Source organism: Streptomyces sp. NPDC002580, assembly GCF_042889485.1.
Classification (GTDB): domain Bacteria; phylum Actinomycetota; class Actinomycetes; order Streptomycetales; family Streptomycetaceae; genus Streptomyces.
Genome location: NZ_JBIAQZ010000003.1, coordinates 702,969 through 721,654 on the forward strand (window position 1 = coordinate 702,969; position 18,686 = coordinate 721,654).

Annotated in this window: 16 protein-coding genes and 1 pseudogene; 13 read left to right on the top strand and 4 right to left on the bottom strand. The window is 72.5% G+C overall.

The features are described from left to right. Positions 1 to 82: 82 nt before the first annotated feature. Positions 83 to 1,888 carry a hypothetical protein gene (locus ACFYW7_RS14080; RefSeq protein ID WP_389501579.1) on the top strand — a complete coding sequence of 602 codons (1,806 nt, stop codon included), beginning with the start codon at positions 83 to 85 and terminating at the stop codon, positions 1,886 to 1,888. A gap of 90 nt (positions 1,889 to 1,978) precedes the next feature. On the opposite strand, the gene ACFYW7_RS14085 is transcribed toward ACFYW7_RS14080, so the two are convergent. Next, positions 1,979 to 2,818, bottom strand: coding sequence for a hypothetical protein (locus ACFYW7_RS14085; RefSeq protein ID WP_389501581.1), 840 nt, complete (start codon positions 2,816 to 2,818; stop codon positions 1,979 to 1,981). A 125-nt stretch (positions 2,819 to 2,943) separates the two neighbouring features. On the opposite strand from ACFYW7_RS14085, the gene ACFYW7_RS14090 reads away from it, so the two are divergent. The 4 genes from ACFYW7_RS14090 to ilvD all read left to right on the top strand — a co-directional run bounded on the left by ACFYW7_RS14090 (position 2,944) and on the right by ilvD (position 7,875). Next, positions 2,944 to 3,876 carry a Ppx/GppA family phosphatase gene (locus tag ACFYW7_RS14090; protein WP_389501583.1) on the top strand — a complete coding sequence of 311 codons (933 nt, stop codon included), beginning with the start codon at positions 2,944 to 2,946 and terminating at the stop codon, positions 3,874 to 3,876. 514 nt (positions 3,877 to 4,390) lie between these two features. Further along, positions 4,391 to 5,215, top strand: coding sequence for a sugar phosphate isomerase/epimerase family protein (locus tag ACFYW7_RS14095; RefSeq protein ID WP_389501585.1), 825 nt, complete (start codon positions 4,391 to 4,393; stop codon positions 5,213 to 5,215). Further along, complete coding sequence (locus tag ACFYW7_RS14100) at positions 5,212 to 5,829, top strand: TetR family transcriptional regulator (RefSeq protein WP_389501588.1); 618 nt, start codon at positions 5,212 to 5,214, stop codon at positions 5,827 to 5,829. Before ACFYW7_RS14095 ends, ACFYW7_RS14100 begins: the two co-directional genes overlap by 4 nt. Positions 5,830 to 6,021: 192 nt before the next feature. Then, positions 6,022 to 7,875 carry a dihydroxy-acid dehydratase gene (gene ilvD, locus ACFYW7_RS14105; protein WP_389501591.1) on the top strand — a complete coding sequence of 618 codons (1,854 nt, stop codon included), beginning with the start codon at positions 6,022 to 6,024 and terminating at the stop codon, positions 7,873 to 7,875. 77 nt (positions 7,876 to 7,952) lie between these two features. Here ilvD and ACFYW7_RS14110 read toward each other — a convergent pair whose 3' ends face one another. Further along, the gene (locus ACFYW7_RS14110) at positions 7,953 to 10,118 is read right to left on the bottom strand and encodes a PQQ-binding-like beta-propeller repeat protein (RefSeq protein WP_389501593.1); all 2,166 of its coding nucleotides are present in this window, start codon (positions 10,116 to 10,118) and stop codon (positions 7,953 to 7,955) included. A gap of 134 nt (positions 10,119 to 10,252) precedes the next feature. On the opposite strand from ACFYW7_RS14110, the gene ACFYW7_RS14115 reads away from it, so the two are divergent. The 5 genes from ACFYW7_RS14115 (at position 10,253) to ACFYW7_RS14135 (ending at position 12,687) form a co-directional block, all read left to right on the top strand. Beyond that, positions 10,253 to 10,573: a peptidase gene (locus ACFYW7_RS14115; protein WP_389501595.1), complete on the top strand. Its 321-nt coding sequence runs from the start codon at positions 10,253 to 10,255 to the stop codon at positions 10,571 to 10,573. A gap of 108 nt (positions 10,574 to 10,681) precedes the next feature. Further along, the gene (locus tag ACFYW7_RS14120; protein WP_389501683.1) at positions 10,682 to 10,966 is read left to right on the top strand and encodes an SH3 domain-containing protein; all 285 of its coding nucleotides are present in this window, start codon (positions 10,682 to 10,684) and stop codon (positions 10,964 to 10,966) included. A gap of 77 nt (positions 10,967 to 11,043) precedes the next feature. Then, positions 11,044 to 11,550, top strand: a complete 507-nt coding sequence (locus tag ACFYW7_RS14125) for an EamA/RhaT family transporter (RefSeq protein ID WP_389501597.1) — start codon at positions 11,044 to 11,046, stop codon at positions 11,548 to 11,550. Positions 11,551 to 11,635: 85 nt separating this feature from the next. Then, positions 11,636 to 11,761, top strand: coding sequence for a hypothetical protein (locus ACFYW7_RS14130; RefSeq protein ID WP_389501599.1), 126 nt, complete (start codon positions 11,636 to 11,638; stop codon positions 11,759 to 11,761). A gap of 101 nt (positions 11,762 to 11,862) precedes the next feature. After that, positions 11,863 to 12,687, top strand: coding sequence for a class I SAM-dependent methyltransferase (locus ACFYW7_RS14135; RefSeq protein ID WP_389501601.1), 825 nt, complete (start codon positions 11,863 to 11,865; stop codon positions 12,685 to 12,687). On the opposite strand, the gene ACFYW7_RS14140 is transcribed toward ACFYW7_RS14135, so the two are convergent. Continuing rightward, a complete protein-coding gene (locus tag ACFYW7_RS14140) occupies positions 12,651 to 14,072 on the bottom strand; it encodes a SulP family inorganic anion transporter (protein WP_389501685.1) in 1,422 nt (473 codons plus the stop codon). The two genes, ACFYW7_RS14135 and ACFYW7_RS14140, sit on opposite strands and share 37 nt — an antisense overlap. 305 nt (positions 14,073 to 14,377) lie before the next feature. Here ACFYW7_RS14140 and ACFYW7_RS14145 point away from each other — a divergent pair. The 3 genes and pseudogenes from ACFYW7_RS14145 to proC all read left to right on the top strand — a co-directional run. Next, positions 14,378 to 15,184, top strand: a pseudogene (locus ACFYW7_RS14145) (ABC transporter ATP-binding protein); the annotation flags it as partial. Positions 15,185 to 15,337: 153 nt separating this feature from the next. Continuing rightward, positions 15,338 to 16,303: an ABC transporter permease gene (locus ACFYW7_RS14150; protein ID WP_389501687.1), complete on the top strand. Its 966-nt coding sequence runs from the start codon at positions 15,338 to 15,340 to the stop codon at positions 16,301 to 16,303. Between the two features lie 119 nt (positions 16,304 to 16,422). Further along, a complete protein-coding gene (proC, locus tag ACFYW7_RS14155; RefSeq protein ID WP_389501603.1) occupies positions 16,423 to 17,232 on the top strand; it encodes a pyrroline-5-carboxylate reductase in 810 nt (269 codons plus the stop codon). Between the two features lie 127 nt (positions 17,233 to 17,359). On the opposite strand, the gene trpS is transcribed toward proC, so the two are convergent. Next, the gene (gene trpS, locus ACFYW7_RS14160; protein WP_389501605.1) at positions 17,360 to 18,361 is read right to left on the bottom strand and encodes a tryptophan--tRNA ligase; all 1,002 of its coding nucleotides are present in this window, start codon (positions 18,359 to 18,361) and stop codon (positions 17,360 to 17,362) included. Positions 18,362 to 18,686 lie beyond the last annotated feature (325 nt).

The window sequence follows — 18,686 nt, forward strand, 5'->3', positions numbered from 1 at the left end:
ATGAGGGATCGTTTCACCCGTACGGATTAAAAGTCCTCAAGGTGCAGGAAGGGCCCACCCTCGGGCACCTACGGTCGCACGGGTGATGAGCAGCAGTTCGGAGACCTCCACGCACACCACCGGCGCGCACCGGGCGCACGGAGGCGCGCGCAAGTGGGCGGTCGCGCCCCGTGGTGCGACCCCGCGCACCCTGGTCCAGCGTCCCCCCGCGCGCTACGAGCCTTACCTGGACGGCCTGTTCACCTACTGCCTGTCCGTGCTGTGCGACCACGACGCGGCCACCGCGGCCCTGGGGGACGCCCTCGCGCTGGCCGAGCGGCGGGGCCCGCGCGGCCCGGAGTCCGCCGCCGATCGCAGGGCCTGGCTCTACGCGCTCGCCCGCTGGTCCTGCCTGCGCAAGCTCACCGAGGCACGGCGCAGGCGGCAGGCCGCGCACGCCACCGGACGGCACTCGCCGCAGCGGGGCGACCTCCGGGGCGCCGGCAAGGGTCCCCGCGAGGAGGCCGGCTCCGAGGACGCGCTCAGGGCCGCGGCGGACCGGCGCGCGGCCGGGGCGCTGAGCGTCGCCCCGGTCACCGAGGAGGTCCAGACCCACCGCCGACACGAACTCGGCCTGCTGGCCTGGCCGGAGGCCGCCGGCACGACCCCCGAGCAACGGGAGGCGCTCGAACTCGCCGTACGCCACCAGCTCGCCGCCCACGAGGTGGCCGCCGTCCTGGGCATGGACCTCGTCGCGGCGCGCGAGCTGCTGGCCTCCGCCGCCTGCGAGGTCGAGCGCACCCGTGCGGCGCTCGCCGTCGTGGAGACCGGCGCCTGTCCCAGCGTCGCCCGGCTCACCGGTGACAACCAGCTGGTGCTGAGCACCACCCTGCGCGGCGAGCTGGTCCGGCACGTCGACGACTGCCCGCGCTGCCGCCGTACCGCCGAGCGCGCCGTTCCCGGCTCCTGGCCCGGCACCAGCGTCACGCCCGCGGCGCTCCCCGTCCTCCGGGCCCCGCAGGCGGCCCTGCGCGTCGCCATGGGGCACGCCCCCCGCGCGCGGGGCAGCGCTCCGCGCTTCGACCGGCGCGGCTTCCCGATGGACCCCAAGGACCACGCCGCCCGCAGGGACCGGCTGCGCGCCCGCGCCGTCACCACCACGATCGTCGCCACCGTCGTCGCCGCACCCGTGCTCGCCCTCTGGGCCGCGTACCGGGGCGCCCCGCTGACCGGTGAGGGCATGGACGGCCGCCCGGCCAGCACGAGCGAGGCGCAGGACCCCGACGGCCTGGACGACGGGCGGACCGGCGGCTACGAGAACGCCGGCAACGCCAGCCCCGGACCCGACCCCCACTTCACCAAGGGCAGCCGTTCGCCGGACGTGTCCGTGGAGGTCGTGAGCGCGTCCGGGAGCACCCCGGGACAGAACGCGGGCCACCTGTCGGTGACGGCGGCCGGCGACGGCGACACGACCCTGGTCACGCTCGCCGCGTCCGGCAGTTCGCCGGTCCACTGGTCCGCGCGCACCGGTGCGTCCTGGCTCTACCTCAGCCAGTCGTCGGGGACGCTCGAACCGGGCGAATCGGTGACGGTCAAGGTGTACGTCGATCATCTCCGCGAGCCGGCCGGCCACTGGAGCGCGCGGGTGTCGATCGCGCCGGCGGGCGCGGTGGTCACGATCGGGGGGTACGGGAAGGCGGGCCCGTCCCGTCCCGCCGGCCACACCCCCGCCCCCACCCCGACCGGCTCGACCCCCTCGGGGCCTTCGACCCAGACCCCTCCCGACACGGACCCGTCCCCGACTCCGACGGCCCCGTCGCCCACGCCCACCCCGACCGACTCGGACTCCTCGGACCCGGGCGGCTCGATCCCGCCGCCCGACGACAGCGACGACCCGGGCTCCTCGTAGGCGCCGAGCCCGTGGTCATAGGTCCCGGGCCCCGTGACACTGGGGTCGGGATGTCCGAGATTGGGCCGGGGCCGGCCCAGGTCGGCCGGGTCAGTCCACCGGGTCCGCGGGATGCGGTGCCAGCAGCGGCAGCTGCGAGGCCAGCCGCTCCTCGCACAGCTCGACCAGGCGGTCGTACCCCGCCTTGCCCATCAGCTCGATCAGTTCCGGACGGTACGAGACGTACACCGGGTCGCCGGCCCCGTGTGCCGAGGTCGCCGACGTGCACCACCAGTGCAGGTCGTGGCCGCCCGGGCCCCAGCCGCGGCGGTCGTACTCGCCGATGGAGACCTGGAGGACCCGGGTGTCGTCCGGCCGGTCGATCCAGTCGTACGTCCGGCGCACCGGAAGCTGCCAGCAGACGTCCGGCTTGGTCTCCAGAGGCTCGCGCCCCTCCTTGACGGCCAGGATGTGCAGCGAGCAGCCCGCGCCGCCCGCGAAGCCCGGACGGTTCTGGAAGATGCAGGAGCCCTGGTACGGACGGGTCTGGCGGTCACCGTCCTCGTCCTGCGAGACCCAGCCCGTCTCCACGCCCACGTCGTGGTTCTGCCAGATCTCCGGCGTGAGCCGCGCCACGTGCCCGGCCACCCGCTTCTCGTCGTCCTCGTCGGAGAAGTGCGCCCCCAGCGTGCAGCAGCCGTCGTCGGCGCGCCCCGCCTGGATGCCCTGGCAGCCGCTTCCGAAGATGCAGTTCCAGCGAGAGGTCAGCCATGTCAGATCGCACCGGAAGACCTGCTCGGCATCGGCCGGATCGGGAAACTCCACCCACGCGCGAGCGAAGTCGAGCCCCTTCTCGTCGCTCTTCTTCACGGGCTTCCTCGACTTCGTGGCCTTCGTCTGCGAAGGACCCGTGGCCGATTTGTCGGGTTTCGCCTTTTTCGTCTTTGGCACGCGTCCAGGGTAAGTCGCTTCCGACCGCTCCGGGGACGCTCCGGTCCGCGCCCGAAGATCACCGTTCGATGTGGGCCTTCGCCCCGCCCCCCGTGAACGGCCCTGCGGGCAGTAGCGTTCCGGGCATGAGACTCGGTGTCCTCGACGTGGGTTCGAACACGGTGCATCTGCTGGTGGTGGACGCGCACCCCGGCGCCCGCCCGCTGCCCGCGCATTCGCACAAGGCCGATCTGCGGCTCGCCCAACTGCTCGACGAGAGCGGGGCGATCGGCTCCGAAGGCGTCGACAAGCTGATCGAAACGGTCCGGGACGCCCTGGAGGCCGCCGAGGACAAGGGTGTCGAGGCCATGCTGCCGTTCGCGACCTCGGCCGTGCGCGAGGCGAGCAACGCCGACGAGGTCCTCGCCCGGGTGTACGCCGAGACCGACGTCGAGCTGCAGGTCCTGACCGGCGCCGAGGAGGCCCGGCTCACCTTCCTGGCGGTCCGCCGCTGGTTCGGCTGGTCGGCGGGCAAGCTGCTCGTCCTCGACATCGGCGGCGGTTCCCTGGAGATCGCGTACGGGATGGACGAGGAGCCGGACGCGGCGGTGTCGCTGCCGCTCGGCGCCGGCCGGCTGACCGCGGGCTGGCTGCCCACCGACCCGGCGGACCCGGCCGACGTCCGGGCGCTGCGCCGCCATGTGCGGGCCCAGATCGCCCGTACGGTCGGTGAGTTCAGCCGTTTCGGCGCCCCGGACCACGTGGTCGCCACCTCGAAGACGTTCAAGCAGCTCGCCCGGATCGCCGGAGCCGCACGCTCCACGGACGGCCTGTACGTCCAGCGCGAGCTCAAGCGCCGTTCCCTGGAGGACTGGGTTCCGCGCCTCGCGGCCATGACGGCCGACGAACGGGCCGCACTGCCGGGCGTCTCCCCGGGCCGCTCGGGCCAGCTCCTCGCCGGCGCGCTGGTCGCCGAGGCCGCCATGGACCTCTTCGGTGTGGAGACCCTGGAGATCTGCCCCTGGGCCCTGCGCGAGGGCGTCATCCTGCGCCGCCTGGACCAGATGGCCTCGGAGTGACAGGACCCGCGCCCACGAGACCGACGGGACGCTCCCGCGCGGCGCCTCGGAACGCCTGGAGCGGCAGGCGCCCCGAAAGGGGGCGAGGAACGGCGCGCCCAGCCAGGCACAAGGGGGAGTCCGCCGACGGCCCCCGCCCCCACGGCGACGGGGCCCTCCCGCGCGGCGCCTCGGAACGCCCTGAGCGGCAGACGTCCTGAAGGGGCGCGGGGAACGGCGCGCCCAGCCCTCCGCAAGGGGAGTCCGACGACGGCCCCCCGCCCCCACGGCGACGGCCCCCGGAACGCCCGGCAGGGCCGTGGCATCGATCACAAGCGCGCCCCGCCCCGAGCCCCCACCCCCACCACCGGGAGCCGAACCCGTCCTCGGGCCCGAGGCCGGAGCGTCCCAGGCCGGCAGACCTGTACGCCCCCGGGCGGCAGGCCGGGGAAAGCCCCGCCGGGGCCGAACGGGCCCCCCGGCCAAGCTCGCCACTCCCGCCCGACCGCCGGAGGCACCCCGTACGCTGTCCCTCGTGGCAGAACCAGTCGTGCGGATCCCGGATGCGAAGGTCGCGCTGTCCACGGCGTCCGTATATCCGGAGTCGACGGCGACGGCCTTCGAGATCGCCGCACGCCTCGGGTACGACGGAGTCGAGGTCATGGTGTGGACCGACCCGGTCAGCCAGGACATCGACGCGCTGCGGCGCCTCAGCGACTACCACCGGGTCCCGATCCTCGCTGTCCACGCCCCGTGTCTGCTGATCACCCAGCGGGTCTGGTCCACCGACCCGTGGATCAAGCTCCAGCGCGCCAGGGCGGCGGCCGAGAAGCTCGGCGCGAGCACCGTCGTCGTCCATCCCCCGTTCCGCTGGCAGCGTCAGTACGCCCGTGACTTCGTCGATGGGATCTGGCGCATGGCCGACGAGACGGACGTGCGGTTCGCCGTCGAGAACATGTACCCGTGGCGCTACCGCGACCGCGAGATGCTCGCGTACGCCCCCGACTGGGACGTGACGAAGGACGACTACCGGCACTTCACGATCGACCTCAGCCACACCGCGACCGCCCGCACCGACGCCCTGCAGATGATCGACCGGATGGGCGACCGGCTCGGACACGTCCACCTCGCCGACGGCAACGGCTCCAGCAAGGACGAGCACCTGGTCCCGGGCCGCGGCACCCAGCCCTGCGCCGAACTTCTGGACCGCCTCGCGCAGTCCGGCTTCGACGGCCACGTCGTCATCGAGGTCAACACCCGCCGCGCGATGTCCAGCGCCGAGCGCGAGGCCGACCTCGCGGAGGCCCTCGCCTTCACCCGGCTGCACCTCGCCTCCGCCGTCAAGGTGCCCCGCCGATGACGGACGCCGCCCCCCGCCGCGGCCGGGGACGGCCCAGCCGTACGCAGACGGAGGCGGGCCCCGCCACCCGCGACCGCATCCTGGAGGCGGCCCGCGAGGAGTTCTCCGAGCGAGGGTACGAGAAGACGTCGGTGCGCGGCATCGCCAAGTCCGCCGGTGTGGACTCCGCGCTCGTCCACCACTACTTCGGCACCAAGGAACAGGTCTTCGAGGCGGCCATCGAGGTCGCCTTCGCCCCCGCCCTCGACGCGCCCGAGATGGTGCTCAAGGGGTCGCTCGACGGCATCGGCGAACGGCTGACACGCTTCTTCCTCGGCATCTGGGAGAACCCCACGAGCCGTACCCCGCTGCTGGCGATCGTCCGCTCGGCCGTGCACAACGACACCGCGGCGGCCGTCTTCCGCCGGCTCGTGGTCGCGCAGGTGATGCGCCGCGTCGCGGACCGGCTCGACGTCCCGGACGGCGAGCTGCGCGTGGAACTGGCGGCGGCCCAGTTGGTCGGGATCGCGATGCTCCGCTACGTCATCAAGGTCGAGCCGCTGGCCTCGGTGGACATGGAGCGCATCGTGGCCAGGGTGGCGCCCGTGGTGCAGGGACACCTCACGAACCCATGAGCGAGCCGCCCCGCGGACGGGGCGGTTCCTCTCGGGGGAACGCCGCTGACGTGCGCGGACGCCGCACGGAAGCGATCGCTTTTCGAGATAAGCGTCCCGTAATCCGGACGGCCTGTCCGGATCCTGGAGCACCGGCGTACGCTCGGCATCAGTCATAACTCTCCTCATACCTCCCCGAAGGAGCGAGCGACGATGCCCGAGCTGAGGTCCCGCACCGTCACCCACGGCCGCAATATGGCGGGCGCACGCGCCCTTATGCGCGCTTCCGGGGTACCCGGCGCGGACATCGGCCGGAAGCCGATCATCGCGGTCGCCAACTCCTTCACGGAGTTCGTGCCGGGCCACACCCACCTCCAGCCCGTCGGCCGGATCGTCAGCGAGGCCATCACGGCCGCCGGCGGCATCGCCCGCGAGTTCAACACGATCGCGGTCGACGACGGCATCGCGATGGGCCACGGCGGCATGCTGTACTCGCTGCCCTCCCGCGACCTGATCGCGGACTCGGTGGAGTACATGGTCGAGGCGCACTGCGCCGACGCGCTGATCTGCATCTCGAACTGCGACAAGATCACGCCCGGCATGCTGATGGCCGCCCTGCGCCTGAACATCCCGACGGTCTTCGTCTCCGGCGGCCCGATGGAGTCCGGCCGCGCCACCCTGGTCGACGGCACGGTCCGCACCCTCGACCTGGTCGACGCGATCTCCGACGCCGTGAACGACAAGATCTCGGACGAGGACATCCTCCGTATCGAGGAGAACGCCTGTCCGACCTGCGGCTCCTGTTCCGGCATGTTCACCGCCAACTCGATGAACTGCCTGACCGAGGCCATCGGCCTGAGCCTGCCGGGCAACGGCTCGGTCCTCGCCACCCACACCGCCCGCAAGGGCCTGTACGAGGACGCGGGCCGCACGGTCGTCGAGATCACGCGCCGCTACTACGACCAGGACGACGAGTCGGTCCTGCCGCGCAACATCGCGACCCACGCGGCCTTCGAGAACGCCATGGCCCTCGACATCGCCATGGGCGGTTCCACCAACACGATCCTGCACCTGCTGGCCGCCGCCCAGGAGGCGGGAGTCCCCTTCGGCCTCGACGAGATCAACGCGGTCTCGCGCCGGGTGCCGTGCCTCGCCAAGGTCGCCCCGAACGTCGCCAAGGACCGCACGTACTACATGGAGGACGTGCACCGCGCCGGCGGCATTCCCGCCCTCCTCGGCGAACTGCACCGCGCGGGCCTGCTCAACGAGGACGTCCACTCCGTCCACAGCCCGTCCCTCTCCGACTGGCTGAAGACCTGGGACGTGCGGGCCGGCTCCCCGTCCCCCGAGGCGATCGAGCTGTGGCACGCGGCCCCCGGCTGCGTCCGTTCCTCCGAGGCCTTCTCCCAGTCCGAGCGCTGGGAGGCGCTGGACGAGGACGCCGAGGGCGGCTGCATCCGCTCCAGCGAGCACGCCTACTCCAAGGACGGCGGCCTCGCGGTCCTCAAGGGCAACCTGGCGGTCGACGGCTGCGTCGTGAAGACGGCCGGCGTCGACGAGTCCATCTGGACCTTCGAGGGGCCCGCGGTCGTCTGCGAGTCCCAGGACGAGGCCGTCGACAAGATCCTCAAGAAGGAGATCACGCACGGCGACGTCGTGGTCATCCGCTACGAGGGCCCCAAGGGCGGCCCGGGTATGCAGGAGATGCTCTACCCGACGTCCTTCCTCAAGGGCCGCGGCCTCGGCAAGACCTGTGCCCTGATCACCGACGGCCGCTTCTCCGGCGGGACTTCGGGCCTCTCGATCGGTCACGCCTCCCCGGAGGCCGCGTCCGGCGGCACGATCGCCCTCGTCCGCGACGGCGACCGCATCCGCATCGACATCCCGAACCGCTCGGTCGAACTGCTCGTCCCGGACGAGGAGTTGGCCACCCGCCGCGCCGCCCTGAACGGCGTCTACGCCCCCGTGAACCGCGAGCGCAAGGTCTCGGCCGCGCTTCGCGCGTACGCCGCGATGGCGACGAGCGCGGACAAGGGCGCGGTGCGGGACGTGTCGAAGCTGGGCTGAACCCGCCACGCCCGGCCGCACCCCGGGCACGCGATCGCGCGGAGGGGCCGCTCCTGCCGGGGCGGCCCCTCCGCGCGTCACCAGGCGGAGGGATCCTTCGCGTCGACCGCGAAGAGCGAGCCGTCGGGGGCGGTGGCGTAGATCTTGCCGTGGGCGACGAGGGGCGCGGGGAGCACGTCGGCCAGCGAACCCCGCTTGTCACCCAGCCGTGCTCGGGTCTGTCCGAGCAGCGTGCCCCGGTCGGCGTCCACCGCTAGCAGCCGTCCGTCCGCGGCACTCAGGTAGAGACGGCCACCGGCCACGACGGGAGCCGAGGCCCAGGAGACGGACGTCTCCACCCGCCACTTCTGGGTCGAGGTCCTGGTGTCGACGGCGACGAGTGCGCCTCCGTCGGCCAGCAGATAGGCCGTGTCCCCGTGTACGGCGGCCTGCGCTCCGGGAAGCGGGAAGCGCAGCGCGGTGCGCCGCACCGTCCGGTCGGCGACGTCGTAGCGCACGACGGCGTCCGTCGCCGCGTAGGCGTCCGACGAGGTGAACCACATCGTGCCGTCCTGTGCGTGGAGGGGAACCAGGGCCTCGTCGATGCTCCGCCGCCAGCTCACGGCACCGGTCCTGGGATCCAGTGCGGACACGGTGGTCCGGGTCCGGTCGGGGGTGGGGGTGGCGGTGACGGCGTACGCGGTTCCGTCCCCGTAGGACGAGAACCTCGGCGACGTCTGCCCCGGGACGGTGTGCTGCCACAGTTTCTTGCCGGTCGCCGCGTCGAGCGCGGTGACCTCGGAGTTCCGGTCGGTGAGCAGGACGGCGCCACCGATGTGGGCGATCCCGCCCTCGTAGCGTGTGGTGTCCCGCTCCCAGCGCGTCTTCCCGGTGGCGGGGTCCAGGGCGATCGTCCGGTGTCCGCCCCCGCCGAGGACGTGGAGCAGCCCGCCGGACAGGGCCGGTTCGCTCGTCACGTCCGCACTGCGCGCCAGGGGGTCGGAGCGGGACCACAGCACCCTGCCGTCCGAGGGATCGACCGCGGCCGCCAGCAGGCCGGGCCGCACGCAGTACAGCCTGTGGGCGTCGTGCGTGCATCGCGGCTGGCCCGAGGTCTTCACGCCCCGTGCGGTCAGTTTCACGTCCCACGGCGCGAAGGCACCGGCCGGCGTCGATCGAGTCGTCCGTTCCCGCGCCGCCGGGGTCTTCGGTCCGTCGAACCGGGCGACCGCGCCGGCGGCCACGGCGAGTCCCGCCAGAACCAGGGCCACGGGCAGTCGCCAACGCGGCCCGGACCGCTTGCGCGCGACCGCGTGTGTGCTGTCCTCGGAGCCTTCCGGACGTTCGGGTCCCGGCCGAGGCCTGCGGGGCGCGGGAGACACCGACTCCCTTGCCCCGGAGCGCTGTTCGGGAATGAACGCCCGGGTGTCGTACGACGCCGAGACGGAACGCAGCGCCGTCATCACCTCGTCCGGGGTGGGCCGGTCCTCGGGTTCCTTGGCCAGGCAGCGCGAGACGAGCTCGACCATCTCCTCCGGTACGCCTGTCAAGTCCGGCTCGTCATGGACGACTTGATAGGCGACCAGATACGGACTGTCCGAGTCGAAGGGCCCGCTCCCGGTGGCCGCGTGCACGATCACCGACCCGAGGGCGAACACGTCGGCGGCCGGCCCGACATGCCGTGGCCTGCTGAACTGTTCCGGAGCCATGAACGGCGGAGTGCCGATCAACTTGCCCGTCTCCGTGCGCAGTTCACTGTCCGAAGGGCGCGAGATCCCGAAGTCGATCACCTTCGGCCCGTCGTCGGCCAGAAGGACGTTGCTGGGCTTGAGGTCCCGGTGGACGACCCCGGCCCGGTGGATGTCCCGCAGGGCCTCGGCGAGTCCGGCCATCAGGTGACGCAGCCGCGCCGACGGCAGCGCGCCGTTCCGCTTCACGTGTTCGGCGAGCGTCAGGCCGGGGATGAACAGGGTGGCCATCCACGGGTGTTCGGCTTCGGGATCGGCGTCCACCACGGGCGCGGTGAAGGCGCCGCTGACCAGCCGGGCGGCCGCGACCTCCTGCCGGAACCGCCCCCGGAACTCGGGGTCCTGGGCGTAGGCGGAATGGACGATCTTGACGGCGAGCCGCAACCCGGAGGCGGACCGCGCCAGATGCACGATCCCCATGCCACCGGAGCCGAGTTCGGCCTCCAGCAGGTACTGCCCGGCATAGCGCGGATGTTCCGCTTCCGAGTCCGTACCGTTGCTGCGCTGTGGCGGCATAACTCACCCCCGTGGGTTCCTCCGCATGCGCGACGCGCAGAGCCTAGTCGATCCTTCGTACGAAACCCCGGCGGCTTGCTAGCCTCTGCGCGCACCTTGAATTTGGCGTGAACCATTCAACGGGGGAGGCCGATATGGCCACGGAAGACATCACCATCGGCAGTTCGACGGAGGCGGCGGACGCGGAGCCGCTGGCCGCCCAGGCGCTCCGCACGTATCCGCTGGCACCGGGCACCAACGTCAACGTCCGCAGCGGCCCGGGCACTCACTACCCGATCGTCCGCACCCTGGCGGCCGGCACGAGTGTCCCCATCCGCTGCCAGTGCCCGGGAGAGTCCGTCACCGGACCGTACGGGACCTCGACGATCTGGGACAACATCGCCAACTCGCAGTTCGTGTCGGACGCGTACGTGAAGACGGGCAGCGACGGCTACGTCGCGCCGCGCTGCTCCTGACGGCAAGAAACTGACGGCAAGAACCTGACGTCAACGAAAGGGACCACCTTGAAGATCGTGTCGGGCAGACGGGCCACGCTCATCGGAGGAGCCGCTGCCGCGCTTCTGATGGTGGCGGGGGCCACGTCCCAGGCGTCGGCCGCGCTGCGTACGTATCCCATAGCACCGGGCACCGTCATCAACGTCCGCAGCGGCCCGGGCACCCACTTCAGCATCGTCCGCACCCTGGCGGCCGGCTCGAGAGTCCCGATCTACTGCCAGTGCCCCGGGGAAACGGTCAGCGGCTACTACGGGACCTCGAAGATCTGGGACAACATCTCGAACGGCCAGTTCGTCGCGGACGCCTACGTGAACACCGGCAGCGACGGCTACGTCGCACCGGAGTGTTCCTGACCGTCCGCCGCCGACGCGCCGCCCCCGTGGGCACCCGCGGCGGCCGCCGGCGCGGTGACCGGAGCGATAATCGTCGGGTGAGCGACGAGAAGACCAGCACCGGAACCGTGACCGGCACCCCCGCGGGGCCCCGGCCCGAGCCCCTGCGTTTCTTCGGGACGACCTGGGTGGAGCACGACCGCGGCTACACCGGCCGCCGGATCGGCGTGGCCGCGGGCTCGCTCGCCGCCGCGGCGGCCTCCTGCCTCGTGCTCCGATTCGCCTACCAGGGCCTGGCCATCGCGGACATCGGGACCCCCGTGACCGTCATGGTCGTGGTGATGTTCGCGGTGTGCAGCGCCCTGGCCTTCCGCCACACCTCGGAGGCCTTCACCAAGCGCCCCGACCCCGGCCGCCAGGCCTCCCTGCGCGGTCTGCTCACCATCGGCTTCGTCGGGTCCCTCCTCGCCTACTGCCTCCGCTCCCTGTCCGAGGCCCCGGGCGAGAAGCTCCACCGCGAGGAGTACGAGAGCGCGAAGGAGCAGTACGCCCGCCGCACCACCCGCCGCACCGGCAACCCGTCGAAGAAGGGCCGCCGTTCCTGACCGGCCGCGTCCGGGCCCCGGGGACGGGCGCACTCGTGCCGCCCGGCGACCGCGACCGGGACCGGGACCGGGGCGCACGAGCGCGATGAAGCCGTTGATCGGCCGGACAGCACCGGTACGGTACGGCGTCCGGCTCCGCCGCGAGTCCGGTGCGGGCGGCGAGTACGGCGAGCGCCGCGCCTGCCGTGCGGGCCGCGAGTACGGCGAGTGAGGCGAGCGAGGCGCGTACGGCCAGAACCGCGCGTGCGATGAGCGCCGTGCCGGCCACGAGGCGGCCTACCGCGGCACCCCCCGCACCCCGATCATGAAGTCATGGCCTCTCATCCTTTCCGCGCGGCCTCGCAGGCCGCCCGCGCCCGTTCCTTCGACGGGGCCGCAGCGCAGTACGCCGCGAACCGTCCCGCCTATCCGCCCGCGCTCTTCGACGCCGTCGAGGCACTGGCGGACCGCCCCCTGACCGGCGCCGAGGTCGTCGACGTGGGCGCGGGCACCGGTATAGCGACCGGACTCCTCCACGCCCGCGGCGCCGACGTCCTCGCCGTGGAGCCCGGCCCGGGCATGGCCGCCGAGTTCCGCCGCGTCCACCCCCACCTCCCGATCGTCCGGGGCAGCGGCGAAGCCCTGCCCCTCGCGACCGCCTCCGCGGACTTCGTCACCTATGCCCAGTCCTGGCACTGGACCGACCCGAGCCGTTCCGTGCCGGAGGCGCTGCGCGTGCTGCGTCCCGGCGGGGCGCTGGCCCTGTGGTGGAACACCGAGGCGCTCGACGTCCCGTGGATCGAGGCGTCGGCCCGGCGCGCCGAGCGCTTCTTCGGGATCGACCAGGTGGTCGAGAGGAACGGCAGCGGCGCCCGCGCCGCTCTCGCCCTCGCCGCCCGGTCCGGGGGCTCGCGTCCCCTCACCGCCGAACCCGGCGGCCGCCTCTCCTTCGAGCGTCGCCACGTCCGCTGGAGCCGGCGCGTCCCGATCGACATGCGGCTCGCCAACATCGGCAGCCACTCGGCGTTCCTGGTCCTCGGCGAGGAGGCCGCGGGGGCGTACTTCGCCGAGGAGCGCGAGCACCTGCTCCGGGCGTTCCCGGAGGGCACGGTGGAGGAGACCTACGTGGTGGACCTGCTGGTGGCGACCCGTTCCTGATCGCGCCCGGCGGCCCATCCCTCGAAGGCCGCCGCACACGCGTGGTCGACATGCCGCAGGCCGCCCAGCTCCAGTCGTACGTCACGGTCGTGCGGCAACGCCTCCAGGGCGTCCAGCAGTTTCGGCAGCCGCAGGAACGTGGCGTTGCCGACGACCCGTACGACCAGCTCCGCGCCGCCCCGGTCCTCGGTCTCCACGTGCACATGACTGATGTCCCAGGCGGTCTTCGCCACGGCGAGCGCGAGCCCGACCAGCACCCCCTCGAAGAGGTTCCCGACCACGATGGCCACCGCGGTCACCCCGAGGACGATCACCTCACCGCGATGCCCACGCCACAGCGTCCGGATCTCCCGAACCGGCACGAGCTTGCACCCCGCGTGCACCAGCAGCCCCGCGAGCGCCGCCACCGGGATCATCCCCAGCACCGCGGGCACCACCGCCGTGAAGAGCAGCAGCCACACCCCGTGCAGCACCCGGGACACCTTCGTCCGGGCCCCGGCCCGCACGTTCGCCGCGCTCCGTACGATCACCGCGGTCATCGGCAGTGCCCCGAGGATCCCGCACACGGCGTTCCCGGCACCCTGCGCGATGAGCTCACGGTCGTAGTCGGTGCGCGGCCCCCGATGCAGCCGGTCCACCGCCGCCGCACTGAACAACGACTCCGCCGAAGCGATCAGCGCGAACGCCAGGACGGTCCCGAGCACGCCCACTTCCGTGAGCCGGCCGAGGTCCGCGAGGGACGGCGGCCGCACGGCGTCGAACAGCCCCCGCACCTCGACCCGACGCACCGCGAGATCGAACACGCCGGTCGCGGCCGAGGCGAGCCCCACCGCCACCAGCGGAGCCGGCACCACCCGGGCCCCTCGCCGCCAACGCGGCCACAGCAGCAGTACGGCCACGGTGCCGACGCCGATCGCCAGCGCCACCGGATCGGCGGCTCCGGCCAGCGAACCCAGCCCGGCGATCTTCCCGAGCCCGCCGGAGGGCGCGGCCGCGTCGCCCATCGCGTAGACCTGACCCGCGATCAGCACGAGCCCGATCCCGGCGAGCATTCCCTGCACGACGGCCACGGACACGGCCCGGAACCACCGCCCGAGCCGTAACACCCCGAGTCCGAGCTGCACCACCCCGGCCGCGAGCACCAGCACACCCAGCACCTGGACCCCGTACGACTGCACGGCCTCGTACACCAGCACGGTCAGCCCGGCCGCCGGCCCGCTCACCTGCAGACTGCTCCCGGGCAGCACCCCGGCGACCAGCCCACCGACGATCCCGGTCACCAGCCCCAGTTCGGCGGGCACCCCGGACGCTATGGCGACCCCGACACACAGGGGCAACGCCACCAGAAAGACGACAACGGACGCCAGGACATCGGCTTTGCGGATCACAACGGCACCTCCGGACGACGGCGAGAGATGCGTGGGCGCCGCGCCGGGGGAGGGCGCGACGGCTCCGGCGGTACGGCACGGGCCGTATCGCACAGTGAAATCCATTGTCAGGTAAGCCGGTTGATCGCACAGCCCCTCCGGGCGACCGTCACGCGAACGCGGGAGCGCATGCTCAGCCGCACCGCGGACGGCCTCCTTCCGTTCGCGCCGACGCGCGCCTGCGCCGCCCGAAGCTCCGCCCCTCGGCCGTCGCGCCACGGCTCTTGACCGGCGTGTCCCGCGGGAGGAATATTCATCGAGTGATGATTAATCGTTCCCGTCCGCCCGACCCCACAGGAACACCCGTGCCCTCTTCACCGCCCGCCGTCCGCGCCCAGGACCTCACGGTCGTCCGCGGCACCCGCACCGTCCTCGACGGCCTCGGCTTCACCGTCCCGCGCGGCCAGATCACCGGCCTGCTCGGCCCCTCGGGCTGCGGCAAGTCCACCCTGATGCGCGCGACCGTCGGCACCCAGGCCAGAGTCGGCGGCACCCTCGAAGTCCTCTGCCTCCCCGCCGGCGACGCCGCCCTCCGCTCCCGCGTCGGGTACGTCACCCAGGCCCCCTCCGTCTACGACGACCTGACCGTCCGCCAGAACCTCGACTACTTCGCCGCGATCCTCGACCCCGGCCGCACCGCCGCCGAACGCCGCCACGCCGACGTCACCCGGGTCATCGCGGACGTCGACCTCGCCTCCCACGCGAACTCCCTCGCCGGCAACCTCTCGGGCGGCCAGCGCAGCCGCGTCTCCCTCGCCGTCGCCCTGCTCGGCACCCCGGAGCTCCTCGTCCTCGACGAACCGACCGTCGGTCTCGACCCGGTGCTGCGCCGCGACCTGTGGAGCCTCTTCCACGCCATCGCAGAGGAGCGCGACGCGACCCTCCTGATCTCGTCCCACGTCATGGACGAGGCCGAGCGCTGCCATCGGCTCCTGCTGATGCGCGAAGGCGGGATCCTCGCCGACGACACCCCCGACGCCCTCCGCGAACGGACCGGCTCCGACACCGTCGAAGCAGCGTTCCTCCACCTCGTCGACGAGGCGGTCGCCGCCGCGCACCGGTCCGACTCCGCGCCGGGCCCGACGACCCCGCGACAGACCCGCACCATCCTCGACCCCGGGCCGCCGACGACGGACCACCGGACGGCGGCCACGACCCCCCGGGCATCGGACGACACACCCCTGGCCTCGGCCGCCGTACTCGCGACCCCCGGCACGGAGCCGCTGACCGTCGACGCCGAATCCGGGTCCGGGTCCGAGTCCGGGGCGGAATCCGGGCTCGAGTCCGAGTCCGGGCCCGCCGCCCATGGCCACCCCCGGTCCGCCGGTGCCCACCCCCGCGAGGACCGCACGATGAGCCCCACCGCACCCACGAGCCCCACCCCGGCGACGGCTCCCGCCGGCCCCGGTGCCGCGTCCGGGCCGGCGCGACCGGCCTCACGCCCGAGCGCGCTGAACGCCGCCCGCACCACGGCCACCGCGACCCGCGTCCTGCGCCAGCTCCGCCACGACCCGCGCACCATCGCCCTGATGATCGTCATCCCGTGCGTGATGCTGCTCCTGCTCCGTTATGTCTTCGACGGCAACCCCCACACCTTCGACTCCATCGGCGCGTCCCTCCTGGGGATCTTCCCGCTGATCACGATGTTCCTGGTGACCTCCATCGCGACCCTGCGCGAGCGCACCTCCGGCACCCTCGAACGCCTCCTGGCGATGCCCCTCGGCAAAGGCGACCTGATCGCCGGCTACGCGCTCGCCTTCGGTGCCCTCGCCGTCGTCCAGTCGGCCCTGGCCACCGGGCTCGCGGTCTGGTTCCTCGGCCTGGACGTCACGGGCTCCCCCTGGCTCCTCCTGCTGGTCGCCCTCCTCGACGCGCTCCTCGGCACGGCCCTCGGCCTCTTCGTCTCCGCCTTCGCCGCGTCCGAGTTCCAGGCCGTCCAGTTCATGCCGGCGGTGATCTTCCCGCAGCTCCTCCTCTGCGGCCTGTTCACCGCCCGCTCCGACATGCACCCCGTCCTGGAGGCCATCTCCGACGTGCTCCCCATGTCGTACGCGGTCGACGGCATGAACGAGGTCCTCAGACACACGGACATGACCGCGACCTTCGTCCGGGACGCGCTGATCGTGGCCGGGACCGCGGTGCTGGTCCTGGGACTCGGGGCGGCGACGCTGCGGCGCCGTACGCCGTAGGACCCGCGACGGGGTGGCCGCCCCGGACGCCGTCCGCCCATCGGACAACGCGCCCGGCGCGGTGACCCCGGTGGGAGGATGAACCCGGACGACCCAACCCTCGGAGGGCACCCGCAGCCATGTCTCAGAAAGTCGCAGTCCTCGGCACCGGCAAGATCGGCGAAGCCCTGCTCAGCGGGATGATCCGGGGCGGCTGGGCACCCGCCGACCTCCTGGTGACCGCCCGCCGCCCGGAGCGGGCCGAGGAACTCCGGGAACGGTACGGAGTCACCCCGGTCAGCAACGCGGAAGCGGCCAAGACCGCCGACACGCTGATCCTCACCGTCAAGCCCCAGGACATGGGCACCCTCCTCGACGAGCTCGCCCCGCACATCCCCGCCGACCGCCTGATCATCAGCGGCGCGGCGGGCATCCCCACCTCGTTCTTCGAGGAGCGTCTGGCGACCGGCACCCCCGTCGTCCGGGTCATGACGAACACCCCCGCCCTCGTGGACGAGGCCATGTCCGTCATCTCCGCCGGCAGCCACGCCACCGCCGAGCACATCGCGCTCGCCGAGGAACTCTTCGGCTCCGTCGGCAAGACCCTCCTCGTCCCCGAGTCGCAGCAGGACGCCTGCACCGCGCTCTCCGGTTCGGGACCGGCGTACTTCTTCTACCTGGTCGAGGCCATGACGGACGCGGGCATCCTGCTCGGCCTGCCCCGCGACAAGGCCCACGACCTGATCGTCCAGTCCGCGATCGGCGCCGCCGTGATGCTCCGCGACAGTGGCGAACACCCCGTGAAGCTCCGGGAGAACGTCACGTCACCCGCGGGCACCACGATCAACGCGATCCGGGAGCTGGAGAACCACGGCGTACGGGCCGCGCTCATCGCGGCCCTGGAGGCGGCCCGCGACCGCAGCCGCGAACTCGCCTCCGGCAACAGCTGACCGGACCGCCCGACCCTCGGCACCGGCCTGCCCGGTGCCGAGGCGGCGGCCCGCCGGGCCCGCGGCCACTCGCCCTTCGGCTCGGCCCGGCGCTCAGCTCTCCTGGGTACTCAGCTCTCCTCAGTACTCAGCCGGTCGGCGGCAGCAGGCCGATCGCCGCGTAGGCCGCGTCCACCCTCGGCCGGGCCATCGCTCTGGCCCTCTCCGCGCCGTCCCGCAGGACCCCCTCCACGTACGCCGGATCCGCGCACAACCGCTTGTGCCTCTCCCGCAGGGGTCTGAGGAGCTCGATCACGGCGTCGGCGGTGTCCTTCTTCAGAGCGCCGTACGACTCGTAGACACCACTCAGGGTTTCGGGGTCCGCCCCCTCACACGCCGCGAGGATCTCCAGCAGATTCGAGATCCCGGGCCGGTTCTCCGGGTCGTACGCCACGTCCTGGCCGCTGTCCGTCACGGCCCGCATGATCTTCTTCCGTACGGTGTCCGGCTCATCGAGCAAATAGACGACACCTGGTCCGACGTCGTCGCTCTTCCCCATTTTCGATGTCGGCTCCTGCAGGTTCATGACCCGCGCCGCGACCTCAGGACGGGTGGCCCGGGGCACGACGAACGTGTGCCCGTACCGCTGGTTGAACCGAACGGCCAGATCCCGGGTCAATTCGACATGCTGCGTCTGGTCGTCCCCGACCGGCACCTCGTCGCTCCCGTACGCCAGGATGTCGGCCGCCATCAGCACGGGATACGTCAGCAGGGACAGCCGGACGCTCCCACCGCGCGCCCGCTCCAGCGCGGCCTTCTCCTTGTACTGGATCATCCGCCGCATCTCGCCGTCGGTCGCGACGCACTCCAGCAGATACGACAGCCGCGCGTGTTCGTCCACATGACTCTGGACGAACACGGTGCACAGCTCCGGATCCAGCCCCGACGCCAGCAACAAGGTCGCCGCCTGTCGGCTGAGCCTGCGGACCCGCCCGGGATCGTGGTCCACGGTCAGCGCGTGCAGGTCGACGATGCAGAACAGGGCGTCGGCCCGGTGCTGATCGAGATCGGCCCAGCGCCGCACGGCCCCCAGATAGTTCCCCAGCGTCAGATGCCCGGTCGGCTTGACCCCGCTGAAGATCCTCGTCATCTCTCCACCTCCTGGTCGAAGCCGCCGCACCCACCGGCCGGCTCCCCAGGAGGGAGACACAAGAACGGCCGCCGAGAGCGGCGGCCGTTGGGTACATACGTGAGCACGGCCGCCGTCAGGCGGCCCACCACTGCTGGGTGCACGTACGCGTAGTCATGCGCCCACCGTACGCCCGAGGCGCCCTGTCCGGGCCGGAGTTGACACGACTGCCTCCCGTACGTAATGTTCTCCGAGTTGTCCGACGTGAGCGTCGACTCCGGTCGGTCCCCGGGCAGCCATTCCGCACCACCATTCAACGATCGACGACTCGTCGTCGGCTCGTTTT